The sequence below is a fragment of the Chitinophagales bacterium genome, assembly GCA_013816805.1.
Taxonomy (GTDB): domain Bacteria; phylum Bacteroidota; class Bacteroidia; order Chitinophagales; family UBA10324; genus MGR-bin340.
Window position 1 is genome coordinate 1 of record JACDDS010000014.1, and the last position, 26,147, is coordinate 26,147.

Below are 26,147 nucleotides of genomic sequence, written 5' to 3' on the forward strand. Positions count from 1 at the left end.
TACATTTGAAGTGCAAATTGATCTGCCCCAAAATTGCATGCTTATCTGCGTTTTGGGGCTTTTCATTTTCCACATCCCATTGTGAAATCCTTCATAGATAAGCCTTTTGAGTTTTCAGGTTGACCCTTACTAGAGGAAGACTGCTTGCAATGGAGTCTGTAACTAAGAGTTTAAAGTCTATTTATTTTAAAATAGCTAGTACTGTTTTTCCTCCTTTTACATTCTCATTCAGGGCTACTTTAATTTCTGCATTAACCGGTATAAAAACATCAACCCGGGACCCAAATCTGATGAAGCCAATTTCATCACCAGCTTTTAACACCTCGCCGCCTTTCAAGTAGCAAACGATTCTACGGGCCATAAAACCTGCAATCTGCCGAAACAAAATTTCTTCCTGACCATTACTGATAACAATTGTATTGTGTTCGTTGTCAATGGATGATTTTGGATGCCATGCTACAAGATAATTTCCTTTGTGATACTTTACATATTTTACTTCACCGCCGACAGGAGTCCTGTTTACATGAACATTGGCTGGTGACATGAAAATGGAAAGTTGTTTTTTCTTTGCCTGAAAGTATTCTTTCTCCTCCGTTTCCTCAATAACCACAATTTTTCCATCAGCAGGTGCAATTACCTCATTATCTTTTGCATCGGTAAAACGGTTGGGATTTCTAAAAAAAGAAACAACGGCTAAAAAGAAAAGCAATGAAATAAAGGATAGTATAAGTTTCCATATTAAAAATTCAAGTAAAAAAACACATAGAAAAAGATTAATTGCAGTTAATACAACAAAGACAATGATTAAAATTTTAATTCCTTCTTTGTGGATTCTATACATAAAGTTTTAACAGCATTAATATTATAATGTGCAGTTTCATTTTACCTGGAAAATATATCTTCAACGGGAACTTCCGGTAAACAACATTAAACCTATATAATAAATAAATACAAAGGGTATCATAAAGATAAATGCATCAAAGCGGTCCAATAATCCACCATGGCCCGGAAAAAAATTTCCGGAATTTTTAACACCTGCATGCCTCTTAATCATAGATTCAATAAAATCTCCGAAAGTGCCAAAAATTGAAACAATACAGGCTATCACAAGCCAGTTAACAGCATTCAACTGATGAAAAAAATATGACAATATGAAACCACATAAAATTGAAAATAGTAAACCACCTGAAAATCCTTCCCAGGTTTTTTTTGGTGAGATGGAAGGCAATATTTTATGTTTACCTATGAGCGATCCGGTAACATAGGCCATAGTATCATTAGTCCAGACGAGAAAAGTAATACCTAAAATTAATCCGCATCTGTTGGGGAACCATTCCGTGTTTTCATTAACATAAGGGAAAAATACAATCATTGATAATGGGAAAGTGATATAAAATATTCCAAGGATATTTATAGCCGCATTTCTTACAGGACTTGCCGTTCTGTAGAACAGCTCAATGATTAAAAAAATTAAAATGCCCGGAATAATTAAAAAATAGAGAAGGTTATTTATATAAAACACAAAACGGAACCCGGTAGCTAAGATCCACCACGAAATAATCCCAACTACAATCCTGATAATATTTATTGCTTTAAGCTGCATTACAGAATAATTCTGCTCTGATTTCATCAATGAATAAAACTCCCAAAGACAACCCGCATGGATCAGAAAAATAAGGGCGAGAAAAGTTAATTCATGAGCTGCAATGCTTCCGATCATTACAATAGCAAATAGAGTTCCTGTAATCGAGCGGCGTAGCAGATCATTCATAGTGGTTGGTTATCGATAATCACGTAAGCCTCTGCTGCCTGTTCTATTGATACATATACAGCAACCTCTCCGATCGTAATATAGGATGAATCCTGCTGGTTAAGAATTACGGCTTTAATGTTATGCTCTTCCAGTATTGACTGCACCATTGCTGCCTGGTGCGGCTTTGAAGTTTCATATACTTTAATCCATTCTGTGTCCATCAGATAATAATGCCGGGCTTATTGCAACTTACCGCTTCAGTAAATAAATTTATGCAGCTCACATTTTCTTTGATACATATATACACCTGCGGCTGTTAAAACAGTACAAATCAATACGATTATAATCGGGATTGGATCATTAGAATTAATATCGAAAGCAATCATACCATGATCATGAAGATAAATAAGAATTACCTGTACCCCATTATTAAGTGCATGTGCTGCAATAGGAGTCCATAAATTACCGCTCCACAAGAACAGATACCCTAGTAATGCACCCAGCAATAACCGCGGTATAAATCCATAAAATTCGAAATGAATAAAGCTAAAAATGGCTGCGGAAATCCAGACAGCTGCGTGCTCTTTGTTTATCCATTCATTTATTACCTGCTGTATACAGCCTCTGAACATTAGTTCTTCACCGATAGCAGGTATAACAGCTATTACAAGGAGATTAAATAATAAATCTATTGGTCCCGGCATTTTCAGAAACAGCAGCATCAGTTTTTCAGACGCGTCTTCTGAAGACCGGATTTCTTTTTCCAGGTCACCCATAAAAGCAGGCAGCGAAAGCTTTTGATTGAGCTCATAAGTAAATTGAACCAATGGTGTGGATAAAAAAAGAATAGCGATGGCGAGAAGCAGAAGTGAAAAGCGGGGTACTATTTTTAATTTCAGATAATCCCCAACCGGAAACTTTCGCTGCGCAAAGAATAGTGCCGGCAATAGAAATGCTCCTATGGAGGCCAGCAATTGCAAAAGTTTAAGCGCATTCAGCTCACCTGGATTTTTTGCTACCTCATCAGGCTGGGTTGTAAAAGCGCGTATAACATCCTCCAGATTTGTAATTCCAAATAAAGGCCTGACTAATGCAAAGCCAAGGGCAGCAAATAACCCTGCAGATACAATAGATAGCGCGCCTAAGAACAATAATTGCATCAGCGGATGCATTGTATCAAACAGATAGCGGGGACGACTCATGGGACAAAAGTCGTAAATTTGGCGACTCAAAGAGATGATAAAAATCGGAAATATAGAGCTCCCTGAATTCCCACTGTTGCTGGCACCAATGGAGGACGTTAGTGATCCGCCCTTTCGTGCGGTATGCAAAATGAATGGTGCTGATCTTATGTATACGGAATTCATTTCTTCCGAAGGATTAATACGGAATGCGCGTAAGAGTATGATGAAGCTTGATATTTATGAAGATGAACGTCCCGTTGGTATTCAGTTTTTTGGAGGGGAAATAGATACCATGGTTAATTGTGTCGAAATTATTGAAGAAGCAGATCCGGACATTATTGACATTAATTATGGTTGTCCTGTTAAAGGAGTAGCATGCCGGGGAGCAGGAGCTGGTATTCTAAAAGATGTACCGAAAATGGTAAGGATGACAGCGGAAATTGTAAAGAAAGCTTCACGGCCTGTTACTGTTAAAACACGTTTAGGATGGGATGATCAATCAAAAAATGTAATAGATGTGGCAGAGCGCCTGCAGGATATTGGTATTGCTGCAATCTCTATCCATGGCCGCACCCGGGAACAAATGTATAAAGGGCAGGCTGATTGGAACTTAATTGGTGAGGTAAAAAACAATTCACGCATGCACATACCGGTGTTTTTAAATGGCGATGTTACTTCACCTGAAAAAGTGAAGTATGCTTTTGAGAAATATGGTGTGGATGGGGTAATGATTGGCAGGGCAGCAATTGGAAATCCATGGTTTTTCAATCAGGCAAAGCATTATTTAAAGACTGGAACCCATCTTCCCTTACCTGATATTACCGGCCGCATCAATGTATCCCGTACGCACCTTTCAAAATCTATTGCATGGAAGGGAGAACGGCTTGGTATTTTAGAAATGCGAAAACATTATTCTAATTATTTTAAAGGATTGCCTAATGTAAAAGAATATCGTGATCAATTAGTGAGACTGGAAACAGAAGAGGAAATAGAAAATATTTTTAATCAAATGGGTGAAGCCTATATGAATGCCGAACCTGCAATTCAGGAAACACTTGAAATGTCTTTATAAAATTGTAATTGGTTTAGAAGAATCCTTTGAAATTCCACAGGAATTTAAAGTACACCACGATCTGATAAAAAAGCAGCATTTTCGCTAAAGATTAGTTACCAGCCTAGCAGCCAGGCAAAAACTAACGGTGCTACAATGCTTGCATCCGATTCAATGATAAACTTAGGAGTTTCTATACCTAGTTTTCCCCATGTAATCTTCTCATTGGGAACAGCTCCGCTATAAGAGCCAAAGCTGGTAGTGGAATCTGAGATCTGGCAGAAATAACTCCAGAAAGGAACGTCATGCCATTCGAGATCCTGGTACATCATGGGTACTACACAAATTGGGAAGTCTCCGGCTATGCCACCACCGATCTGAAAAAATCCGATACCTTTTCCATCTGAATTTTGTCTGTACCATTCTGCAAGCCAAACCATATATTCAATCCCGGACTTCATGGTCGAGGCTTTTAACTCATTTTTAATAACATAACTCGCAAAAATATTTCCCATGGTAGAATCTTCCCATCCGGGAACTACAATCGGGAGATTCTTTTGTGCGGCCGCAAGTACCCAGGAATTCTTCGGATCAATTTGATAGTATTGTTCAAGCACGCCACTGAGCAACATATGGTACATATATTCATGGGGGAAAAAACGCTGATTAGAAGATTCCGCTTCCATCCAGATTTTATAAATATGCTGTTGTATCCTTCTAAAAGCCTCTTCTTCTGGAATGCAAGTATCAGTAACCCTGTTAAAATGATTTTCTAGTAAGTTCCACTCATCAGCGGGAGTAAGGTCCCGATAATGCGGTACGCGCTCGTAATGGTTATGGGCTACCAGGTTCATCACATCTTCTTCAATATTTGCTCCGGTGCACGATATAATCTGCACCTTATCCTGACGAATCATTTCTGCAAGCGAAATCCCCAGCTCTGCAGTGCTCATTGCTCCGGCAAGTGTAATCATCATTTTTCCCCCTTCATTCAAATGTATTTCATAACCCTTTGCGGCATCCACCAATGCAGCGGAATTAAAATGAAGAAACTGCCTCTCCATAAATTCTGATATTGGTCCTCTTTTCATACCCTTATTTTTTTGCAAATATAGAATGATGTGTCACCCGCGGGTGTGAAAAACAATCTTATTTTTCTTTATTATACAGGATTGCTTCCTGCAAAGTATTTACCTGAAATACTCCTACTTCAGGAACTGAGTCCTGAGTTTGAATTATATTTCCTGTAGTCCATGTACGGTTGTATTCACCTTCAAAAAGCTCAATGCGCATTTCCTTCTTCGTGATCAGGTTAAAGGTGCATTCAAATAAGATTCCATTCAGGCTAAATCGGCTTATAAAATGGTTTCCAAATACAGAGCTTGGTATATCAATTCCATTTTTTTCATCTATAGAGTACGTGTCATTGCCTTCACCCCGCTTTACTAATTCATATGTTTTAGAATACGTATCGTATGCGAGCCGTAAAATCCATCTGTTGAAATAAATGTTTGGTTCAATGACAAGCTGTACAGGTATTATCTGCTCTAATCCTTTTGCAGAATAAGACTTCAAATTTCCGTGCCAGTTACCAACCCAGTCATCGGGAAATATTAAAGCATCAGAATCGGTTAATAATACGGCTGGATAAAAAAGAAACGGAGGTTCCTGGGGCAGCTCCTCTACAAGCACTTTAGCCCAGCCCTGATATAAAATGTTAAGAGAATCTGCCGCGGCTCTGGAAAGATCGATAATTCTTCCTCCAAAGTAAGGGCCGCGATCATTAATTCGTACAACAATGGATCTATTATTCTCCAGATTGGTCACCTTTACAATGGTTCCAAAAGGTAATGTCCGGTGTGCTGCAGTTAAAGTTTTGTTAGAGAAAATTTCTCCGTTCGCTGTCTTTCGGCCGTTAAAAAAATTAGCATAATATGATGCTATTCCATTTTTGGTGTATAGTGTTTGAGAAAAGGAATCAGCAAAAACCAACAACAGACTAAAAACAAAAAGTGATTTCTGCATCAGGCGACCGGTAATGATGCTGATAAATGTACAGAATAAAAATTACTGCCGTAATCGGTTTAGGATACGGATTATCCTGAGTTCTCTTTACTTCTTTTTTCTGCTTCCAACCGCCTGGCCATTCTGCTATTGGTAATTTTTTTTGAAATAAGAATCCCAATCTCGAACAATCCATATAAAGGCAGGGCAACTAATGTTTGACTCACCATATCTGGCGATGGTGTAATAACAGCTGAAAGGAGTAAAATAAAAACAACAGCATATTTTCTATAGCCCGATAAAATTTCGTGGGTTGCCACTCCTATAACAGCAAGTAAATAAATAATCAGGGGGAATTCAAAGACAAGCCCGCATGCAAAGCTTAATCCGGTAACGGTTTCAATATACGATGAAAGGCTGATCGTATTTTTTACTTCAGTACTTACCTGATAAGTGCCCAGGAAAAATACTGTAAAAGGAACAATAAGGAAATAACCGAAAACTACTCCGAGATAAAACAGCAAGGATCCACTCAGCACAATACCATATATTTTTTGCCTTTCCTGCTCATATAAAGCCGGGCTAATAAATTTCCAAAGTTCCCATAGCACAAAAGGAAAAACGATCACAAGCCCGAGTGTAAAAGCATTTTGCAGGGAAACCATGAATTGCCCGGAAAAGTCTATGTTCTGAACGGGCACATTAAAATTTTGAACACACAGGCTGCTCATATGTACCCAGCTTCCCAATTTGCACATGACCCTGAAGGTCCAGAAGTCAGGATTTTTAGGAGCAAAAATGATGTGATCAAAAATAAATTTAGTATTTAAAAAAATAAAAATACCGGCAACTACTATAGCAATAAGAGACCGCAAAATAACCCAGCGCAATTCTTCCAGATGATCAATAAATGACATCTCTGCCTGATCACTGCTGCGCTTTTTTATTAAAGTATTGAGCCAGCCCATTAAATAGAATAAATAATTCGTTTATAGTCTCAGCAGTCCGGATTCATCTGGTTAACGGCATTAATTTCCGAGCAGCTTTATCAGTTCATTTAACCTGGGAGAAAGTATAATTTCAGTTCTGCGGTTTTTTGCTCTTCCTTCCGCGCTTTCGTTTGACGTAACGGGAAAATATTCTCCGTGACCGGAAGCAGTAACTCTCTTCGAATTCACACCATTCTGAACTAAGATTCTTATGATTGATGTGGCACGCAATACGCTTAAATCCCAGTTATCTTTCATGGAGCCGCTACCGGCTAAAGAAACATTATCCGTATGTCCTTCCACTTCCACATTTATATCCTGATTTTTTTTTAATACCGCGGCTAATTTTTGCAATGCATCGGTACCCTTAGGATCAACCGCTGTACTTCCTGATTTAAATAATAATTTTTCAGCCATGGAAACATAGACTCTTCCATTTCGCTGCTCTACAGTTAAATCACTTTTTTCAAATCCGAGCAAGGCTTGTGATATAGCATTTTTTAAGGCAACTGTCGCAGAATCTTTTTTATCGAGCAGCGATTGAAGTTCTTTTGTCTTTAATTCTCTCTCGGCGAGATTTAGCTGAAGAGAATCCAATGCACGTGCTTTTTTATTCAATTCAGCTTGTTTCTTTTTTAGCGAATCATTCAGGGCTAATTTTTCTGAGGAAGAAGATGAAAGTAAAAGTTTATTCTGCTGCATGGTCTGCTCATAGAGCTGTGTCATTTTTTTATGCTGCTCATTAACGCTGCGGTATTTTTGCCCTAAGGCTATGGTATCTCCGGTTAAATCTTTTACCTGGTCATTTAAAGCATTGATGCTTTTAACAATGGCAGCGTTTTTATTAATCTGCTCATCAACCTGGATTTGCAAATGAGCGGTTTGATCTTTGAGGTCGGTAATTGTTGATTGTGCATCTTCTAATTTTTTTGCCGGAACACATGATTGTAAGATCATTATTCCGCAGAAAATAATCAGGACCGTTTTAAATTTCATGCGGGCTGAAATTTTTAAGGGGCGAAATTACAATTAATAAACAGCCGGCTGATCGTAATGTATGTTTAATGCTCCCGCATATGGAGATATATAAAAGAAACAGCCACCTGCTTTAACAGGTGGCTGTTTCTTTTATCCGCATTTAATTATTTTTCAATCATAAATTTAACATGACTGATTTCATTTCCATTTCTAATTTCAAAAATATAAATTCCTGAATTCAGGCTGCTGAAATCGTAATTCAATGTGTTCAATCCTTCAGAAGCATTTTCAAATTTGCTGAACACAATTCGTCCCATTACATCCATTACATAAACCGTTATATTGCTGGAGGCGCTGCTGGAGTATTCGATATTCATTAATCCATTGGAAGGATTTGGGTAAATGCCGCTAATGCCTGTCACTATAACTCGTGCGCTTTCATTGCTTCTGAAAGGCGAACTGCTGACAGATGCAGTAAGCGTGTAGCAATTGATAGCATCGCCGGAATTATAGGGATATACCTTTATTTTATATTTGCCAATAGACCCATTATTATAAGTTATTATTTCATCCAGTGTATTGCTGCCGTTGGAAGTAGCTACTTTAGTTCCGCTTGGGTTATATAGTTGAAGGTCATAATCCTGCGGAAGATTGGTAAGGCTAACCTGAATGTTAGGTGTGCTTGCTGAATTACTGAAGCTAAACCAATCCACATCAGTAGAGGTAGCGATAAGTGCGCTTATGTTCGTATTTACACTGATAGCAGCAGCCTTATTTTTACCATTATTTGGTTCATAGATGTCAGAACAGCCATTAGAGGTAGTTGTGAAATTTGCAGAGCCTGAATAACTGCTATTACCGCTGCTGCATGAGGCCTGAACCTGAAATTCATAAATAGTACCTGATGTAAGTCCTGAAACTGCTACAGAAGTAGATGCAGAAGAAGTCAAAGACCAGGTAGAATTTCCGGTAGGCCGGTATTGTACATTGTAGCCTGTAGCACCGGATACAGATGACCAGTTAAGCGAAGCCGAAGTGCTGGTTACACCGGTTGCATTTAAGCCTGAGGGAGTACCGCAGGAACCGCCGTTGGGCGGTACACAACCCTGGGAAGAAGCAATAGAAATACGTGCGCCACCTGAAGCAAACAGTGCCTGCATTCTTGACTTCTGATCTGTGGTAAAGATATTCATGCAGCGGTCATCTGAATAGTCCATGTAATTTTGATACATATTTCCGTTTGGTCCGTTAGTACAGCTAATAACTATTCCCGAAGGGCAGCCGAACGTATTATTTCCCTGGTTGGGTGTATCATTACATTGGTCACTGCCATTGCATCCGTTACCGTCATCGCCCCAGATGTGATAAAGGTTTAGCCAATGACCTACTTCATGGGTTGCGCTTCTGCCCAGATTGTAAGGATATAAAGAAGAGTTTCTTCCGAATGCAGAATATAAAATAACAACTCCATCAGTGCTTGCAGGTCCACCGGGAAACTGCGCATAGCCTAATAAACTTTGTCCAAGATTACAAACCCAGATATTCAGATAAGAATTTCTATCCCAGGCATCATCACCTCCTTTGCTGGTGTATTTAACATCATCATTCGTGGTAAATGCGCTGTGGGTAGTGGATACGTGGCGTATGCCATTGGTAGCATTGCCCTGGGGATCGCGCGCAGCAATGCAAAAATTGATTTCACAATCAGCGGCAACTCCTGTAAAATAAGAAGGTGTCTTAGAAGCATCTGCATTGAGGCGGCGATAATCTTCATTTAAAATATCTACCTGAGAAGAAGCCAGAGCATCACTTATGTTCTGGGTGCTGCCGTTGTACACGATGTGTATCACCACAGGAACGGTAACTACAGTCCGGGCATCCGCATGTTGCGAGGAAATATAATTTTGGGTGAAGGTTTCAATATCCTGAAGCTGCTTAGCATATCCGGGATTGGTTTGTAGTAATTGCTGCATATACTCAGAAGTCGCGCAGCGGTCAATGGATTGTTGCTGTGCAGATGCACCATACACTAAAGACATAGCAATAGCTAGAAAAGTAAAAAGTTTAATCATTGTTTGATTTTGGATTTGGTGAAAGAAAAATAATACTGGAAAACGTACTCAAATGTATAAAGTTTCACCCACGGTGACAAAAAATTCAACAGTCACTTAAAAACAATAATTATGCTTTCCTTACCTGCCGTTTTATAATTTATAGAATCACAAATGTTAATATTATGGATCTGAATTTTTAATGCATCTGTTTGTATGGCTTCAGTAAAAACAACCTTTTATTGTCAGAACTGCGGGGCACAATCCCCAAAGTGGATAGGCAAATGTCCTGCCTGCGGTGAATGGAATACTTACGTGGAAGAAGTAATAATTAAAGAAAAGAAACCTTCTTCATGGAAAAATAAGGAGAAGGGTGTTAAGATCATTAAGCCGGTAAAACTGGAAGAGATCAGTAATGATCTTAACCATAGATTCGTAACACCCGACCTGGAATTGAACAGGGTGCTCGGCGGCGGTATTGTTGCAGGTTCCATTGTATTAATTGGCGGTGAACCCGGCTTTGGAAAATCTACACTAATGCTTCAGCTTGCACTAAGCTTAAAGAATAAGGTACTGTATATTACCGGTGAAGAAAGCGAACAGCAGATTAAGATGCGTGCTGAGCGCCTCGGGCAGAAAAATGAAAATTGTTTTATATTGACTGAGACGAACACTGAAAACATTTTTTATCACATTGCTGAGCTCGAGCCTGAAATAGTAATTATTGATTCTATTCAAACAATGCAAACACCCGCACTCGATGCGACAGCGGGCAGTGTTTCACAGGTTCGGGAATCAACCGGCGAATTTTTGCGATACGCAAAGGAATCAGCCACTCCGGTATTTTTGATTGGTCATATTACAAAAGAAGGAATACTGGCAGGGCCAAAGGTGCTCGAGCATATGGTAGACACGGTTTTGCAGTTAGAGGGTGACAGGCATTATGCCTACAGGATTTTAAGAACAATAAAGAATCGCTACGGCTCCTCATCAGAGTTGGGTATCTACGAATTAAATAACGCTGGCATGCGACAAATTAAAAATCCATCAGAGCTGTTATTAACACAACGTGATGAAGCAGTGAGTGGTGTTGCAGTTGCCACTACTATGGAAGGAATTCGGCCTATGCTGGTGGAAACTCAGGCACTCGTCACTCAATCGGTATATGGCACACCACAAAGAACTTCTACAGGTTTTGATTTGCGCCGTATGAATATGCTCCTTGCTGTGCTCGAAAAACGGTGTGGTTTCCACTTTGGTATTAAAGATGTTTTTTTAAATATTGCAGGTGGACTGCGCGTAGAAGATCCTGCAATCGATCTTGCTGTAGTAGCTGCCTTGATTTCTTCTTTTGAGGATATTGCTATTGAGAATAATATTTGTTTTGCAGGCGAAGTGGGATTATCAGGGGAAATCAGGGCTGTGAACCGGATTGATCAGCGGATTACAGAAGCGGACAAGCTTGGGTTTGAAAAGATTTTTGTTTCGAAATACAACAGGAAAGGATTAGACGTTTCTAAATTTAAAATTGAAGTGAACTGGATCGGAAAAGCAGAGGATATGATTAGCAGGTTGCTCTCCTGATGCGGATTATTTTATCCGTACACAATCACCCGATACCTGGTCGTGGAGTTATCGGTCAAATCAAACGCTTTGCCGATTTATACGCTCGGTTTAAGCGAAAACCTTAATCAATAAATCACCAGTCCCTTACATTCAACTTTATAATATCTAATAATGAAATCCTTATTTATGAAATACATAGTATTCCTGATAATTGCATTGGTCACATTGTTTGCCGGATGTATCTCCCCTAAACAACCCACTGCAAAACCAACTGCAATCAACCTTGATTCCCTCAATAATTTGCTCAAAGAAACGGATCTGGACTTTTCAGATCTGTCGGTGAAGGAAGGTTTCAATAAAGCATTTATAGCATATGCTGCCGGGAACGCAACTTTGCTGCGCAGAAATCATATGCCTGTTGTAGGAAGAGATTCTCTTTATGTAAATATAAATTCAGAGCCGGATTCAACATATACGCTTACATGGCAGCCGCTCTTTGCGGATATAGCTGCTTCTGGTGATTTAGGTTATACTTATGGAAGATTTCTTCTGAAAGAAAAAAGAAGCGGTGAAGAAGCGGAAGGAACCTACTGCACAATCTGGAAAAGGCAAGGTGATGGCAGCTGGAAATACGTGCTGGATACCGGCAATTCAGGATTAAAGCCTGCAAAATAATCTATCTGTTTTTCATTAATACTCCTTCAATTTTTTTAGTGCCGCCTTGAATCTTTCTTTAGGCAAAAAATTATTTTCGAGAGGAATTGCAAATGGGACGGGCGTGTCCAGTGAGGCACATCGCATAACAGGTGCATCAAGATAAGTAAACAGATTTTCAGAAATCCAGGCTGCTATTTCTCCCCCTATGCCACCAGTTAAACAATCTTCGTGAAGAATTATAACCTTTCCGGTTTTCTTTACGCTTGCTGCAATTGCTTCTTTATCGAAAGGAAGTAGTGTTCTCAAATCAATAACATCAGCTGACACATCTGTGTTTTCTTTAAGCGTATCTAATGCCCAGTGAACTCCTGCTCCATAAGTAATCACAGAGACGTCCTCACCTTCCTGTACTGCCTTTGCTTTTCCAATTTCGGTGGTAAAGTAATCATCAGCTACCATACCGCTGATGCTCCGGTAAAGGGCTTTATGCTCAAAAAAAAGAACTGGGTTGGGATCTTCAAATGCAGCTAACAACAGTCCCTTTGCATCATCCGGAAAAGCAGGGTAAACTACTTTTAAACCTGGAGTGTGCGTGAACCATGCTTCATTACTTTGGGAATGAAAAGGACCGGCACCCACACCTGCACCCGTAGGCATTCGAATTACAACATCAGCATGTTGTTCCCAGCGGTAGTAGATTTTTGCAAGGTTGTTAATGATCTGGTTAAATCCGCAGGTTACAAAATCAGCAAACTGCATTTCAACCATACTCTTATAACCTTTTACAGATAGGCCAAGTGCTGCACCTAATATGGCGCTTTCACAAAGCGGGGTATTGCGAACACGCTCTTTTCCAAAAATATTTACCAAGCCATCGGTTACTTTAAATACACCTCCGTATTCAGCGATGTCCTGGCCCATGAGTATCAGGTTAGGATGATGCTCCATGGCCTGTTTCATTCCTTCGGCAATTGCATCAACCAATCGCAGCTCTTTTGATGAACCTGCTGAGACTGTGACTACAGGTGAATACGGAGCATATATATCATGAATTTCTGTTTCCGTATTAGCAATCAGTGATGGTTCTTCAAAAGCAGTTTTTAAACCTTCATCGATTTCTGTTTTTAAAGTATTTCGGAATTCATTTTTTATATCTTCTTGCAAAATGTTATTTTCCAGAAGAAAATTTTCATAAGATATTACCGGATCTTTCAAGCCCCATTCAGTTATCATTTCTTTTGGTACATACTTAATGCCGCTGGCTTCCTCGTGTCCTCTCATTCGGAAGGTCATACATTCCACCAGATAAGGTCGCTGGTTTTCAATACAATAATCTCGGATGCCTTTTATAGTCTCATAGACTTCAATAATATTATTACCATCAATCGTGATGCCTTCCATACCATAACCTATTGCCCGGTCGGCTAATTGTTTGCAGCGAAACTGTTCCGAAGAAGGTGTCGACAGCCCGTAGCCATTATTCTCAATTAAAAAAATTACCGGCAGATTCCAAACGCTCGCCACATTCAATGCCTCATGAAAATCACCTTCACTAGTCCCTCCTTCGCCTGTAAATGCAAGAGCCACTTTATTTTCCTTGCGAAGCTGATGTGCTAACGCAATCCCATTGGCTATAGTAAGCTGCGGGCCCAGGTGAGAGATCATCCCTACAATGTGGTGCTCATTGGAGCCAAAATGAAAAGAGCGTTCCCTGCCTTTCGAATAACCGGAGCTGTTTCCCTGCCATTGGTTAAAGAGTTTTAAGAAAGGCATTTTACGAGTGGTAAATACACCTAAATTTCGGTGCAGTGGCATAATGTATTCATCTTCATCCAAAGCCAGCGTAGCTCCAACTGCTATTGCTTCCTGTCCAATGCCTGAAAACCATTTTGAAATTTTTCCCTGACGAAGAAGGTTGAGCATCTTTTCCTCTATAACACGCGGCTTTACAAGTGCTTTATACATTTCAATAAGTATCTCATTACTATAATTTTTTTTGTTGTAAATAATCATGCTTGGTAAAATGTGGTGCAAAGGTCGCTTTCCGTTTTATAATTCTAAAATGAATACTTAAAAGCAAAAGCTCTCACAGGCATGACTGCAAGAGCTTTTGAAAAGAATTTCTAAATTTTTATTTTTCTATAATAAGTTTTGTTGTTACAAAGTGACCGCTCTCTTTAAGCTGCACAAAATATATTCCAGCAAGAAAATCCTTTGCATCAATAGTTTTTGAGAACATACCCGTATTAGCAAATTCACTCGATTGAAAAACTATTCTGCCCGATAAATCTGAAATCCACAGCGTTACTTCCCCCGGCAAGGATAGGTTATACTCCAGCGTTGTCTGTATTTTAAATGGATTGGGATATATCTTCAAGCTATTTACTGTAATTGCATCACGTAAAATGGGAGAAGATGAAATTCCAAAATCAGAGAGTGGTCTTTTCCACACACCATCGTGATATAATCCTGCAAATAAATACGTGCTGTTCGCTGCTATTCCCTGTACAGCATTGTTGGGATCTGGATCCAGGCCTGTATTTGCATTGGTAAAGCTCGAGCCCTGATTATTAGAAAAATAGATACCTGCTCCATTTCCTACAAAAACATTGCTGCCGATTGCTTTTATAGCAAATCCTCCCGTTCCGGACGGAATACCATTTTCCATCAGTGTAAATGTAAGCCCATTGTTCGTGGACCGGTATGAATTGAATAAGGTGCCGGCATAAAATGTATTCACATTATCAGATTCTATGGTTATCACATCCAATATTCCCCCAATAAATGTCCAGGTAACCCCGCTATTTGTGGATCTGTAAAGGCCGCTTTGAAAGGGCGAAACTATTTGATCAACACCAGCCACAGCAACGCTTCCATTGGCACCCAATCCTTCCACGATGAAGCCACTACCGGAGATGTTGGTTGATTGCCATGTTTTCCCATTATCAGAAGAATAAAAAAGTCCCTGGTCAGTGGCTATTAGAACATTTGTTCCACTCATGGTCAAACTAAAATCACATTCATAATTGTTGTTACTGCTGAAAGGCAATCCATTCAATATATGTTTCCAGGATTTTCCATTGTTTGCAGAACGGTATAAGCCAAATCCACACGTGCCAGCAAGAATAATATCGGGAGCGGGATTCAGCATACAAAAAACTATTCCGTTTGAGAGCGAATCATTGTTGTTTGTGGTTCCTTTTTTCTTCCATGATTTTCCATTATTGCCTGTTTTATAAACTCCGTCGCTGTGAGTTCCTGTCCAGATATTATCCCCGATATCAATCATGCAATCATCAATAGTAGAGGCGCCCGGAAATCCTGAAATAGATGGATTCCAGGTGCTCCCTCCGTCAGCAGATGTATATATCCCAAGCTCATCCATTCCCAATAAAAAAATATTTCCGCTTTGTATAAAATGATTATAAAAGCGTGAGCCGATACGCAATCCTGTTTCGGGAATCTTCTGCCACGTTAATGCAAAATCAGTTGATCGGTACATGCCATCCTGAGATCCCGCATATACAATTCCATTTGAATACGCCAGGCCATCAATGCTGAAAACAGGGTTTACCTGCAGGAAACGGCTCCAGGATACTCCGCCATTATACGAATGAAAAACACCACCATAAGCCGATGCAACTATGGTATCTCCGATTACCAGAAAGTTATCGATTGGATAAAAAGCGGTGCTGCCCTGATCCACGAACCACGTATTACCTGCATTGGTACTATAGAAAATATAATTATCTGCTTCTACTATTAATCTATTATTGACGTAGCACATTGCCAGAATAAAGCTTTGATCCAAAGCGCCGCCATTTGCATTTGTCCAGGAGCCGCCCTGGTTTGAAGATTTAAACACTCCGAAGCCAATTGTGCCTGCAAACAAATATCCGCCCCCAATCGTCATTTCATATACAGATTGATTTTGAATGCCTGTATTAGCTGCTGTCCAGGTACTTCCATTGTTAGCAGAGCGGTAAACACCACTTTGGGTACCAGCATATAAGTTGGTTTGATCCTGAGCAAATGAATAAACAATTGCATTCTCTAAACCATCATTAGCTGCTGCCCAAGTGGCTCCATGATCAGCAGATCGAAATACGCCTTTAGCACTCGTTCCTGCAAACAAGTAAATTCCATTATCGAAGAATACATTCACATTAATTCCCTGAGGGCCTGAAGTTTGAGACCATTGTGCCTGAGCAGTTTCACCAGAGTACATGATGATAAAAAGCCATGAAATATTCAGGATTTTATGGCTTAAAAATGTTAAAATTGATTTCATGATTAAGGATTTAGGTTAATAATAATGGTGTGTCAAATCACCTTTTCATTGGGGTATTAATATAAAATGAATAAGCGGGGTAAATAGAAAGAAGTTAATGAAAGAGAATATCTAAGGTTTGAAGAGGCAAAAAATCTATTTCAGCCGGTACATTTTAATATTAAAACTCATGGATTTAAAATTTTAACGTCTGAGTCAGAGTGCTTTCTTCGTCTGGAATTTATAGTTATGCGGCCTGTTCATTTTCTTTTATTTTTGACGCGCACTACAATTTAGCTGAATGGCTTCTATAGAAGAATTAAAAAATATTGCTACCCAAATACGAAGAGATATTTTGCGCATGGTACACGGATCGCAGTCGGGCCATCCCGGGGGTTCATTGGGATGTACTGACTTTTTTACGGCGCTTTATTTTGAAATTATGAAGCACAATAATCAGTTCAATATGGATGGCATAGGAGAGGATCTATTTTTTCTTTCCAATGGGCATATATCTCCGGTTTGGTACAGCACACTCTCCAGGGCAGGGTATTTTGATATAAAGGAAATGTATACTTTCCGGAAGCTCAATACAAGATTACAGGGGCATCCTGCTATCGCCGAGCATTTGGAAGGTATTCGAGTAGCAAGCGGTTCGCTGGGGCAGGGTATGTCTGTTGCCATTGGCGCTGCACTTGCAAAAAAATTCAATCATGATGATCACCTGATATTTTCTTTACATGGGGATGGTGAATTGGAAGAGGGTCAGAACTGGGAGGCAATCATGTTTGCAGGTGCAAAAAAGGTAGATAATCTCATCTCCACGATTGACTGGAACGGGCAGCAAATTGATGGTACTACAAAAAAAGTTTTAGATTATGGCGATCTGGCACCCAAGTTTGAAGCTTTTGGATGGAAAACCCTGCAGATGTATGGCAATAATGTGGAAGAGGTAGTCTCGACTTTAAAATTAGCAAAAACGCTTACAGGCCAGGGACAGCCTGTTGCAGTGATTATGAAAACGCATATGGGATACCCGATAGATTTTATGGTGGATAATCATGAATGGCATGGAGTGGCGCCAAACGATGAGCAGCTGGCAAAGGCACTGGAACAGCTCCCTGTAACCTTGGGTGATTATTAAGAACTATAATTATTAATAGCAGGCTTTACGATATTTAACTATTACCATACATTATGCTTGACACATATACTGATAAAGACAAAAAAGAAACCCGTGCCGGTTATGGTGCCGCATTAGTGGAATTGGGTCGAAAAAATCATAATGTGGTGGCTCTTACGGCCGACCTTGCCGGCTCTCTCCGGATGGATGCTTTTATTAAAGAATTTCCTGATAGATTTATACAGGTTGGAATTGCTGAAGCAAATATGATGGGTATTGCAGCAGGCTTAACAATAGGAGGGAAGATTCCTTATACTTCCACCTTTGCCAATTTTTCAACAGGCCGGGTTTACGATCAGATACGTCAATCTATTGCATACTCTGAAAAGAATGTAAAGATATGCGCATCACATGCAGGACTTACCTTAGGAGAAGATGGTGCAACACATCAAATTCTGGAAGATATTGGTTTAATGCGAATGATTCCCAAAATGACTGTAATCGTGCCATGTGATTACAATCAAACCAAGGCTGCAACCCTGGCTATTGCCGATTATTATGGTCCCGTTTACTTGCGTTTTGGAAGACCAAAAGTAGCCAATTTCACACCGGAAAATGAACCTTTTGAAATCGGCAAAGCCTATGTTCTTTCGGAAGGAAATGATGTCACAATCATCGCCACAGGCCACCTGGTTTGGAAAGCAATTGAGGCGGGTAAAATATTAACACGTCAGGGAGTTTCACCTGAAATAATAAATATTGCTACCATTAAACCTCTGGATGAAAAAACAGTTATTAATTCTATAAGGAAAACAGGTTGTGTAGTAACCGCTGAAGAGCACCAAATTTATGGAGGTCTTGGAGACCTTATTGCAGGAGTTATAAGCCGGAATTATCCAGTGCCGATGGAAATGGTTGCCGTTAATGATTCATTTGGTGAAAGCGGACAACCGGAAGAGCTGATGACTAAATACAATATTGACACTCCAAACGTCCTCGAAGCAGTAAATAAGGTTATGGGCCGAAAGCAAATGAAGAACTGACAATGACCCCAAATGCAAGGTGATAAATGGTATAATATCCTTCCTTAGTATGTACTTCACCTTATTTATGTAAAGCTTAACGCTTATCTTTAAGTGTTTTGTTTTGAAAAAAAAATCAAACATTGTCAGGGCCTGCACTGCGCATTCAACCAAATTATACTGACCAGCAAATCCTTTCTGCCTTTCGTGAAAACAGGAAAGAAGAAGCTTTCACATGGCTGATGCACCGTGATCAGGAGCGTATATACTGGTTTATCCGGCGAATGGTAATTGATCATAATGATGCAAATGACCTGGTGCAGGATGTATTTATAAAAGTGTGGGAAAACTTGCCACAGTTCAGGGAAGAGTCCAGGATTATTTATTGGATGTATAGAATTGCTACTAACATTACCTTAAATTTTCTTGATAGAAAAAAAAGAAAGGGATGGTTTTCAATTGATGATGAAGACAGCGATCTCAAAAATAAACTGCAATCCGGTAAATTTATCAATGCAGATGAGGTACAGTTAAAACTTCAGAATGCCATACTCTCATTACCCGCTAAACAGCGCATCGTTTTTCAGTTACGTTATTATGATGAATTGCCCTATGAAGATATGGCCGGAGTTCTGGAAACATCTGTAGGAGCTCTAAAGGCAAGCTTTCATCATGCAGTAAAAAAGGTTGAAAAATTCTTGCTCGATGAAGAATAAAATTTGCCATCAATTAAACCTTTGTGAACAAATCCAATCTTAGAAACCGAATAATAATGCAGTGCAAAAGAAAATGGAAGAAAAAAAAGTCATACAGCAGGAAATAAGCAGGCATGCACCGGTTTTGGCTTCAGTTCAAAAAAGCCATCCTTTTATTATTCCGAAAAATTATTTCCAGAACCTGGAAATACTGCTTATTAAGGAAGTAAAAGGAAAAACCCGTAACGATATTGGAAACCTTTCAACAGTTAAAGACCATCCTTTTGATGTGCCGGATGGTTACTTTGATAAGCTTTCTGAGTCTATACTAAATTCAGTTAATGAATCTCAATACGCTAATGCAGCAGCGGCTCCTACTCACTTTATTTCAAAATATAAAAAATATAGAATCTGGCTTGCTGCTGCATCTGTTGTATTGATTGTGACTTTTTCAGCGTGGTTTTTCAGGAATGAAAATAAGTTGCTGACCGTTTCGCCCGTACCTCATGAGGTTGTAAATAAGAATTTGACTGAGGAAAACACAAGATTTTTATGTGAAAATATTTCTGAGCTGGATGAGTCCTTTGTTTATGACCTCTACTATAAGCAACACAACGATAAGGAGACGATAAAACAGAAAATTAAAAGCTCTTCAAAGGCCCCGGTTATTAAGCCGGAGTTAAAAGATTATCAACAGTATATGCTTGAGGTAAGTGATGTAGATGCGGGATTTATTGAAAATTTAAAATGATAGTTAAACATTATTGCTAATGAGGAAGAAATGTGTAATGGTGATAGTAAGCATCCTGCTTCTGAGTAATTTATCAAAGGCGCAAAGTCAAACTAAGCTAACAAGGGATATTGAATCGCAGCGTATTGCTTTTATCACTGAGCAATTAAATCTTTCACCCCAGGAAGCACAACAATTTTGGCCTGTCTATAATAAGTATCGGCAGGATCTTGCAAGCCTTAGAAGTAACAGAGCAGTGAAATTACTGGAGCCCAATGTAAATTTTGATAAATATACAGATGAGCAAATCAGTAAGCTTATGGAGAATGAATTAAATTATAAGCAAAAGGAACTGGATCTGAACCGTGAATATAATGAGGAATTTAAGGAAGTGTTACCCATAAAGAAGGTAGCTCAGCTTTATCGCGCGGAACAGCTTTTTAAAGTTTATATTATCAAGGGAAATGAGCCGCCTGCCCGGCAGAATGATCCAAATAGTAAATAGTGGGTATTAAGGATCTTCTTATTTGATAAGGGCTGGTGCATTTTAATTAATTGAGTTACTTTTACCATCTTAATCTTCTTAAATGGAACCCATTTTTCTATTAAGTGCTCCCGGTGGAAGTGAGTGGCTGCTTATCTTCCTTGCAATTCTTTTGCTTTTTGGCGGAAAGAAAATTCCAGAGCTCATGCGTGGCCTCGGTAAGGGTATTTCTGAATTCAACAGCGCTAAGAATAATATACAGAAGGAACTGGAAGATGGTATGAAGGATGGAGATAAAAAAAAGGAAACTTCCAATGAAGTTTCAAAAAATGCCAGTTAGTATTTTATTAACCGGCATAATATAACGAGCAATAACTCTATCGTACAGTGCAATAATCTCCTGCTAATTTTACCTTACCTTTTTATCTATTCATCTGGTGAGTTATCACACGAAATGGATTAAAATTGTTATCCTTCGTAAATAGCATTGTACTCAAGTGCATTATAGTTAATTGAATCGAACATTTGAATTATATCATATCCAGACGATAAAAGATATCGTTTTAGAGACAATGCGTTATTCCTTTTATCGTTCATCGTAATTCAGATCATAACAAGGTCATTCCGTTGTTAAAAATTTCTAAAAATGAATTTTTCCAGGTGATATTACATTTATTTGCAGCAAAGGAATTTCTAATGTAACAACAAAGTATCAATGACGAAGTACTTATCACTAAAAATGAAAGCAGTTTTTCTCTTCGCCTTTAGCTGCTTGCTAACTAATTCAGCAACATTATTTGCGCAAACAGATAGCTCTATAGCCTCCGATCCTTCGTTGCTGCCGGGCCAGTTTGAGAGTGACGATTCACTTAATGCCCTAGATAATAGTAATATTGTTATTGATAGTTTACAACCTGATAAAATTTCTTTTGCAGATGTGAATGTTCCTGCCTATGCTGATTCAGTGTATGAGGCTCGCATCCATCAGATTGCATTGGTATCCGGAGTTCCATTTGTATATAATTCGGAAGTAAGAAAATATATCGACCTCTATGTGCTCAATCGCCGGGAGCAGGTATCACGTATGGTTGGGCTCAGCAAAATGTATTTCCCCATATTCGACCAGATCATGGATCAGTATGGAGTACCACGGGAGCTTAAATATTTGTCTATTATTGAATCTGCCTTAAACCCCCATGCAGTTTCAAGGTGTGGAGCAACAGGCATCTGGCAATTTATGTATGGAACCGCTAAGCTATACGGGCTTAATATCAATTCATATGTTGATGAAAGAAAAGATATAATCAGGGCTACGGAAGGTGCTGCCCAATACTTAAAGAGTATGTATGAAATTTACGGTGACTGGCTGTTGGCAATTGCATCCTATAATTGCGGTCCTGGAAATATTAATAAAGCAATCTCGCGATCCGGTGGTAATACTTTTTGGGATGTTCAAAATTATTTACCACGTGAAACCCGGGCATATGTACCGGCCTTTATTGCTGCAGCATATGTAATGAACTACTATGATCAGTACGAACTTTCCCCAACTTACCCCCAATACATTTATGACTCTATCTGCACCGTGGATGTTTCAGGTCGAATGACTTGTGATGTGGTGGCGAAGTTTATGGATATGTCGGTAGAAGAAATAAAATTCTTAAACCCGGGTCTGAGGAGTAATGTAATTCCTGGCCTGGAGGACATTCACTACTTTTTTAAATTACCGAGCTCGAAAATTTCCCGGTATGATGAGAAAAAAGATTCCATGATTTTATATTCCAAAAATGTTAAAACCCTGTTTGAAGGTGGATACGATCCTACAGGCCGGGTAACTTATACGGTCCGCAGCGGGGATAATTTAGGAAAGATTGCTTCACGATACCATGTATCTGTAACTCAATTAAAAAAGTGGAATGGATTAAGGAGTTCTACCGTTCATAAGGGGCAGCATTTAAAAATCTACTCATCTCATAATGCTACAGGTGCTATTGCTTCCTCTTCTACCTCAAATTCTGTTAAAAAACCAATATCCTCAAACACCAGGTATGTTTATTATAAAGCAAAATATGGAGATACTTTATCAACTATTGCACAGCGGCACGGTACTACTATTTCCGCATTAAAAGCTATTAATGGCCCTTCCAAGTGCAACAATCTTAAAGCCGGTACGGTACTTAAGATTAGTTTGAAGGGGTAGTTACTTCGCAATATCTTTCTTTTTTTATTTTCATAATAATAAAAATAACTACCAAAAAAGAGAAATAAGTGTATTTTTGGCGCTGTTTAAAAAAGCAATAAGGCAGGAATCAGCAGCAGATTTTATGCGCCTTTTCTTTTAAATGCAGTAAATAGTCATTCATCCAATCATATTTTGGCTACAACTCCGATACCAGACACACTAGCGGTTGAAACGCCTGCTGAGCAAAAATCAATTTCTCTTTCCTACATTTTCCTTACTTTTTTAAAAGCAGGATGTCTTGGGTTTGGTGGATTTATGTCATTAATATCTGTTGTTGAAAGCACCGTTGTTAAGAAAAAGAAGCTGTTGAAACCGGAAGATATGCTTGATGGAATTTCATTAGCCAGTTTGCTTCCCGGGCCTCAGGCGGTTAATGTAGTAGCATACGCAGGCAATAAGTTAAAGGGAACTAAAGGTGCCATAACAGCTGCAGTGGCTGTAATAATACCATCATTTATACTTATGGTATTGCTATCCTATCTTTATTCCAAATATGGTCAATTAAGCCAGGTAACCCGTTTCTTTCATGGTTTCATTCCTGCAATTGCTGCTGTTATTTTAAGCGTTGTGTGGAGAATGGCAAAGCAAACTGTAAAAGGCTGGAAAGAAGCAGGGTTGGTGATAATTTCTTTTCTGTTGCTGTTCTTCGCTCCAAAAGAATATCAATTGTATATCACCTTTTCTATTGTAATTCTTTTTGGATTTATAGGATACTTTCTGTTCAACGATAAAACGAAACAACCTGAAACAGTAATAACGGTACAGCATAAATTTCCACTTGCAAAGGTAGGTATAACCCTGCTGTTCGCTGCAGTGCTTATTGCATTGGGTCTTTCTCATCCGGCTCTTGATAAAAACAGTTATGGAAATCTTGTTACTACATTCAGTGGATTAAGCTTGATGCTCTTTGGAGGAGGGTATGTCATTATTCCTATGATTCAGCACCAGATTGTGGATGGGTTTCATTGGCTGAATAAAAATGAATTTGTCGATTGCATTGCCTTTAGTCAGATTATGCCGGGTCCCATATTAATTGCGGCTGCTTTTATTGGCTATAAGGTCAAAGGTTTTCTTGGTGCTTTACTTTCTACGATTGCTATTTTCGGGCCACCTGCCGTATTGATGGTAGTGGCCTCCCAGGCTCTTGATTATTTTAAGAAATCGACTGCAGCAAAAGCAGTGATGCGGGGAATAAGATGCGGAGTTATAGGTATGATACTTATAGCTGTATATGTAATCCTAAATGCACCACCTCCCCGTGGGATTAATTGGCATAATATACAGGAGATTTGGCCAACAGTTATTATTTTTGCCGGCGCCTTACTAGCATTATTTCGGTTTAATCTCGATGTAGTGTATATAATTCCTACAGCTGGTTTAATTGGATATTTTCTTTACCCATAAATTGCAAATAAACTATACCTCATGCAAGCACTTTTTCTCGTAGGCGAACAGCGTTCGGGCTCTAACTTATTGCGCCTGATGATTTCTAATTCTCATGAGATTGCGGCTCCTCATCCTCCTCATATCTTACAACGCATTGATCCCATTGTTCCTGTAAGCCGGATATTAGACGATCATAAATTTAACCAGCTTGTTGAAAGTGTTTGTCGTTTGGTGGAAACCAATCCGGTGCCCTGGTTAAATACAGTGCTTGAACGTGATGACGTTAAAAGACGTTGCCGCGAGCAACATGTTATTGCAATATATGGTGCTGTAATGGATATTTATGCGGAGTCAAATAATGCACACGCATGGATGTGCAAGAGCATGCAAAATATCAGGTGGGCAGATTCACTTAATAAATACTTTGGCAACAATAAATACATATACCTTCATCGTGATGCACGTGATGTAGCCTTATCTTTTACGAAAGCAGTAATTGGCGAAAAGCATGTTTACTTTATTTCAAAGCAGTGGTCAGACCTTCAACGCCTTTCTCTTGATGCCCGCTCTAAACTACATTCTGACCGTTATTTCACCATATCCTACACAGGCCTGACGGAAGAAACAGAAAGTACTTTACGGAATCTCTGTGGCTTCTTACGTATCGATTTCAGAAAAGATATGATGGAATTTTATGACAGTGAAGAGGCTAAAAATACAGCAGCATCGAGCTCGCTCTGGGAAAATGTTACCAAACCTATCATGCATGATAATTCCAATAAATTTATGAAGGAATTGAAAGAAGATCAGCTTCGCATTATTGAATCTATAACCGGAAAGGAAATGGATGAATTAGGATATGAAAGAGTATTTATTAAAAACGGCGAAGAGATGCGTTTTACTGCTCAACAGGTTGAACAATTCCGTGAAGAAAATGAAAAGCTTAAAAAAGAGCAGGCCAAAAAGACAGATCCGGAAGATGCTGAAAAACGGAAAAGGCAGGAACAGGTGCTCATTGAGCTAAAGCAAGCAGTTAAGGAATGGAAAGAAGAACAAGTGCTTTTATAGTTTTTTAATTAAATCGTGTTGAATAAGATAACATGGAGGTTTCCAGATTTTCACATAAACCGTGAATATTATGGAAGAATTTTAAGATCTTTTAAAATATCCATTGTAATAGTTGATCTCACCTCTGCAAAATTTTTTGGCTGCTTTTCAGATGATTCAATATTAAGTGCAAAAAAATAAACGCCAGTATCCTTCACAACATAGCCAATATACCAGCCAATATTTTTTCCTGATTCTTTTCCCCATCCCGTTTCCCCGCTTATGGAATAACCTGAAGTATGTTTTTGCAGCACAATTTTTTTAACGATATCTACTGAGCGTTTGGTAACCGGAAACTGGTACGTATAAAAATTCTTTAGAAATTCGATTTGCTCATCGCAGGAAATTCTTAAATCACCGTTCAGCCAAAAACTATCGATAATACTTCCCGTTTGCATATTTCCATAGTGCAGTAAATGAAGATATTGCTGCATTTTGCTTAATCCAACCCTTCGTGCCACTTCCTGATAATACCATGCGGTAGAGTTTTTAAACGCTTCTTCCATATCCTGATCGTATTTCCCGGCAGGTATATCACGCTTTATACTATCCAATTCTATTACATAATGCTCATCAAAAACTACTTTAGTTTCTAAGGCAACAAGAGAATTAAGAATATTAAAAGTAGAGGCAGGTATAAACCGTTGCGCACAACGGTCGGGATTATAATCTGTAAAAGCGGATTCTTTTAAGTCGTAGATCTCAATGCATCCGGTGACATTAAATTCATCAAAGTACTTTTTCCATTCTGGATGATGGTCTCCAATGGGAGGGGTGCAGGAGCTTAAAAGAAAAAACAAGAAACAAAAAAATAGAAAGTGTTTAGTTGGGATATTCAATTATAGATGAAGTTCA

24 protein-coding genes are annotated in these 26,147 nt (G+C 39.0%); 12 read left to right on the top strand and 12 right to left on the bottom strand.

Annotation, left to right across the window (positions count from 1 at the left end):
- Positions 1-181: 181 nt before the first annotated feature.
- The 4 genes from H0W62_11950 to H0W62_11965 are packed head-to-tail and all read right to left on the bottom strand — an operon-like array spanning position 182 to position 2,985.
- On the bottom strand, positions 182-841 hold the full coding sequence (locus tag H0W62_11950; protein ID MBA3649240.1) for a phosphatidylserine decarboxylase family protein: 660 nt from the start codon (positions 839-841) through the stop codon (positions 182-184).
- Between the two features lie 60 nt (positions 842-901).
- Positions 902-1,771: a phosphatidate cytidylyltransferase gene (locus H0W62_11955; protein MBA3649241.1), complete on the bottom strand. Its 870-nt coding sequence runs from the start codon at positions 1,769-1,771 to the stop codon at positions 902-904.
- Positions 1,768-1,974 carry a DUF2007 domain-containing protein gene (locus H0W62_11960; protein ID MBA3649242.1) on the bottom strand — a complete coding sequence of 69 codons (207 nt, stop codon included), beginning with the start codon at positions 1,972-1,974 and terminating at the stop codon, positions 1,768-1,770. Before H0W62_11960 ends, H0W62_11955 begins: the two co-directional genes overlap by 4 nt.
- 36 nt (positions 1,975-2,010) lie before the next feature.
- Positions 2,011-2,985, bottom strand: coding sequence for a CPBP family intramembrane metalloprotease (locus tag H0W62_11965; GenBank protein ID MBA3649243.1), 975 nt, complete (start codon positions 2,983-2,985; stop codon positions 2,011-2,013).
- Positions 2,986-2,989: 4 nt separating this feature from the next.
- On the opposite strand from H0W62_11965, the gene dusB reads away from it, so the two are divergent.
- On the top strand, positions 2,990-4,009 hold the full coding sequence (dusB, locus tag H0W62_11970) for a tRNA dihydrouridine synthase DusB (GenBank protein ID MBA3649244.1): 1,020 nt from the start codon (positions 2,990-2,992) through the stop codon (positions 4,007-4,009).
- Positions 4,010-4,104: 95 nt separating this feature from the next.
- Here the strand turns inward: dusB and H0W62_11975 are convergent, their stop codons facing one another.
- The 5 genes from H0W62_11975 to H0W62_11995 form a co-directional block, all read right to left on the bottom strand.
- Positions 4,105-5,079: a deoxyhypusine synthase family protein gene (locus H0W62_11975; protein ID MBA3649245.1), complete on the bottom strand. Its 975-nt coding sequence runs from the start codon at positions 5,077-5,079 to the stop codon at positions 4,105-4,107.
- 58 nt (positions 5,080-5,137) lie between these two features.
- Positions 5,138-6,013 carry a septal ring lytic transglycosylase RlpA family protein gene (locus tag H0W62_11980; protein ID MBA3649246.1) on the bottom strand — a complete coding sequence of 292 codons (876 nt, stop codon included), beginning with the start codon at positions 6,011-6,013 and terminating at the stop codon, positions 5,138-5,140.
- A 71-nt stretch (positions 6,014-6,084) separates the two neighbouring features.
- On the bottom strand, positions 6,085-6,960 hold the full coding sequence (tatC, locus tag H0W62_11985) for a twin-arginine translocase subunit TatC (GenBank protein ID MBA3649247.1): 876 nt from the start codon (positions 6,958-6,960) through the stop codon (positions 6,085-6,087).
- 60 nt (positions 6,961-7,020) lie between these two features.
- The gene (locus tag H0W62_11990; GenBank protein MBA3649248.1) at positions 7,021-7,938 is read right to left on the bottom strand and encodes an OmpA family protein; all 918 of its coding nucleotides are present in this window, start codon (positions 7,936-7,938) and stop codon (positions 7,021-7,023) included.
- 185 nt (positions 7,939-8,123) lie between these two features.
- Complete coding sequence (locus tag H0W62_11995; GenBank protein ID MBA3649249.1) at positions 8,124-10,031, bottom strand: T9SS type A sorting domain-containing protein; 1,908 nt, start codon at positions 10,029-10,031, stop codon at positions 8,124-8,126.
- A 195-nt stretch (positions 10,032-10,226) separates the two neighbouring features.
- On the opposite strand from H0W62_11995, the gene radA reads away from it, so the two are divergent.
- Both radA and H0W62_12005 read left to right on the top strand, forming a co-directional pair.
- Positions 10,227-11,594 (top strand): DNA repair protein RadA, encoded by a 1,368-nt coding sequence (gene radA, locus H0W62_12000; GenBank protein MBA3649250.1) that lies wholly within the window; start codon positions 10,227-10,229, stop codon positions 11,592-11,594.
- A 153-nt stretch (positions 11,595-11,747) separates the two neighbouring features.
- Positions 11,748-12,251 (top strand): hypothetical protein, encoded by a 504-nt coding sequence (locus H0W62_12005; protein ID MBA3649251.1) that lies wholly within the window; start codon positions 11,748-11,750, stop codon positions 12,249-12,251.
- Between the two features lie 15 nt (positions 12,252-12,266).
- Here the strand turns inward: H0W62_12005 and H0W62_12010 are convergent, their stop codons facing one another.
- Positions 12,267-14,246: a dehydrogenase gene (locus H0W62_12010; GenBank protein MBA3649252.1), complete on the bottom strand. Its 1,980-nt coding sequence runs from the start codon at positions 14,244-14,246 to the stop codon at positions 12,267-12,269.
- Positions 14,247-14,364: 118 nt separating this feature from the next.
- Positions 14,365-16,524, bottom strand: coding sequence for a T9SS type A sorting domain-containing protein (locus tag H0W62_12015; protein ID MBA3649253.1), 2,160 nt, complete (start codon positions 16,522-16,524; stop codon positions 14,365-14,367).
- Positions 16,525-16,804: 280 nt separating this feature from the next.
- Here H0W62_12015 and H0W62_12020 point away from each other — a divergent pair, with 280 nt between their 5' ends.
- The 9 genes from H0W62_12020 to H0W62_12060 all read left to right on the top strand — a co-directional run bounded on the left by H0W62_12020 (position 16,805) and on the right by H0W62_12060 (position 25,253).
- Entirely contained in the window at positions 16,805-17,647 is an 843-nt protein-coding gene (locus tag H0W62_12020; protein ID MBA3649254.1) for a transketolase, read from the top strand.
- A gap of 53 nt (positions 17,648-17,700) precedes the next feature.
- On the top strand, positions 17,701-18,669 hold the full coding sequence (locus H0W62_12025; protein MBA3649255.1) for a transketolase family protein: 969 nt from the start codon (positions 17,701-17,703) through the stop codon (positions 18,667-18,669).
- Positions 18,670-18,890: 221 nt separating this feature from the next.
- Positions 18,891-19,364 (top strand): sigma-70 family RNA polymerase sigma factor, encoded by a 474-nt coding sequence (locus H0W62_12030; GenBank protein MBA3649256.1) that lies wholly within the window; start codon positions 18,891-18,893, stop codon positions 19,362-19,364.
- Positions 19,365-19,437: 73 nt separating this feature from the next.
- Entirely contained in the window at positions 19,438-20,094 is a 657-nt protein-coding gene (locus H0W62_12035; protein MBA3649257.1) for a hypothetical protein, read from the top strand.
- A 19-nt stretch (positions 20,095-20,113) separates the two neighbouring features.
- Positions 20,114-20,578, top strand: a complete 465-nt coding sequence (locus tag H0W62_12040) for a hypothetical protein (protein ID MBA3649258.1) — start codon at positions 20,114-20,116, stop codon at positions 20,576-20,578.
- A gap of 82 nt (positions 20,579-20,660) precedes the next feature.
- Positions 20,661-20,897 (top strand): twin-arginine translocase TatA/TatE family subunit, encoded by a 237-nt coding sequence (locus tag H0W62_12045; protein ID MBA3649259.1) that lies wholly within the window; start codon positions 20,661-20,663, stop codon positions 20,895-20,897.
- Positions 20,898-21,296: 399 nt separating this feature from the next.
- Positions 21,297-22,757, top strand: coding sequence for a LysM peptidoglycan-binding domain-containing protein (locus H0W62_12050; GenBank protein MBA3649260.1), 1,461 nt, complete (start codon positions 21,297-21,299; stop codon positions 22,755-22,757).
- 174 nt (positions 22,758-22,931) lie between these two features.
- Entirely contained in the window at positions 22,932-24,203 is a 1,272-nt protein-coding gene (gene chrA / locus H0W62_12055; GenBank protein MBA3649261.1) for a chromate efflux transporter, read from the top strand.
- A 21-nt stretch (positions 24,204-24,224) separates the two neighbouring features.
- On the top strand, positions 24,225-25,253 hold the full coding sequence (locus H0W62_12060) for a sulfotransferase (GenBank protein MBA3649262.1): 1,029 nt from the start codon (positions 24,225-24,227) through the stop codon (positions 25,251-25,253).
- 68 nt (positions 25,254-25,321) lie between these two features.
- Here H0W62_12060 and H0W62_12065 read toward each other — a convergent pair whose 3' ends face one another.
- Positions 25,322-26,092, bottom strand: a complete 771-nt coding sequence (locus tag H0W62_12065; protein ID MBA3649263.1) for a class D beta-lactamase — start codon at positions 26,090-26,092, stop codon at positions 25,322-25,324.
- Positions 26,093-26,147: the final 55 nt, after the last annotated feature.

Excerpts from the sequence above, each read along its gene's own strand:
- H0W62_11950 (MBA3649240.1), bottom strand. The coding sequence starts at position 841 with ATGTATAGAATCCACAAAGAAGGAATTAAAATTTTAATCATTGTCTTT.
- H0W62_11955 (MBA3649241.1), bottom strand. The coding sequence starts at position 1,771 with ATGAATGATCTGCTACGCCGCTCGATTACAGGAACTCTATTTGCTATT.
- H0W62_11960 (MBA3649242.1), bottom strand. The coding sequence starts at position 1,974 with ATGGACACAGAATGGATTAAAGTATATGAAACTTCAAAGCCGCACCAG.
- dusB (MBA3649244.1), top strand. The coding sequence starts at position 2,990 with ATGATAAAAATCGGAAATATAGAGCTCCCTGAATTCCCACTGTTGCTG.
- H0W62_11975 (MBA3649245.1), bottom strand. The coding sequence starts at position 5,079 with ATGAAAAGAGGACCAATATCAGAATTTATGGAGAGGCAGTTTCTTCAT.
- H0W62_11980 (MBA3649246.1), bottom strand. The coding sequence starts at position 6,013 with ATGCAGAAATCACTTTTTGTTTTTAGTCTGTTGTTGGTTTTTGCTGAT.
- tatC (MBA3649247.1), bottom strand. The coding sequence starts at position 6,960 with ATGGGCTGGCTCAATACTTTAATAAAAAAGCGCAGCAGTGATCAGGCA.
- H0W62_11990 (MBA3649248.1), bottom strand. The coding sequence starts at position 7,938 with ATGATCTTACAATCATGTGTTCCGGCAAAAAAATTAGAAGATGCACAA.
- H0W62_11995 (MBA3649249.1), bottom strand. The coding sequence starts at position 10,031 with ATGATTAAACTTTTTACTTTTCTAGCTATTGCTATGTCTTTAGTGTAT.
- radA (MBA3649250.1), top strand. The coding sequence starts at position 10,227 with ATGGCTTCAGTAAAAACAACCTTTTATTGTCAGAACTGCGGGGCACAA.
- H0W62_12005 (MBA3649251.1), top strand. The coding sequence starts at position 11,748 with ATGAAATCCTTATTTATGAAATACATAGTATTCCTGATAATTGCATTG.
- H0W62_12010 (MBA3649252.1), bottom strand. The coding sequence starts at position 14,246 with ATGATTATTTACAACAAAAAAAATTATAGTAATGAGATACTTATTGAA.
- H0W62_12015 (MBA3649253.1), bottom strand. The coding sequence starts at position 16,524 with ATGAAATCAATTTTAACATTTTTAAGCCATAAAATCCTGAATATTTCA.
- H0W62_12020 (MBA3649254.1), top strand. The coding sequence starts at position 16,805 with ATGGCTTCTATAGAAGAATTAAAAAATATTGCTACCCAAATACGAAGA.
- H0W62_12025 (MBA3649255.1), top strand. The coding sequence starts at position 17,701 with ATGCTTGACACATATACTGATAAAGACAAAAAAGAAACCCGTGCCGGT.
- H0W62_12030 (MBA3649256.1), top strand. The coding sequence starts at position 18,891 with ATGCACCGTGATCAGGAGCGTATATACTGGTTTATCCGGCGAATGGTA.
- H0W62_12035 (MBA3649257.1), top strand. The coding sequence starts at position 19,438 with ATGGAAGAAAAAAAAGTCATACAGCAGGAAATAAGCAGGCATGCACCG.
- H0W62_12040 (MBA3649258.1), top strand. The coding sequence starts at position 20,114 with ATGAGGAAGAAATGTGTAATGGTGATAGTAAGCATCCTGCTTCTGAGT.
- H0W62_12045 (MBA3649259.1), top strand. The coding sequence starts at position 20,661 with ATGGAACCCATTTTTCTATTAAGTGCTCCCGGTGGAAGTGAGTGGCTG.
- H0W62_12050 (MBA3649260.1), top strand. The coding sequence starts at position 21,297 with ATGAAAGCAGTTTTTCTCTTCGCCTTTAGCTGCTTGCTAACTAATTCA.
- H0W62_12060 (MBA3649262.1), top strand. The coding sequence starts at position 24,225 with ATGCAAGCACTTTTTCTCGTAGGCGAACAGCGTTCGGGCTCTAACTTA.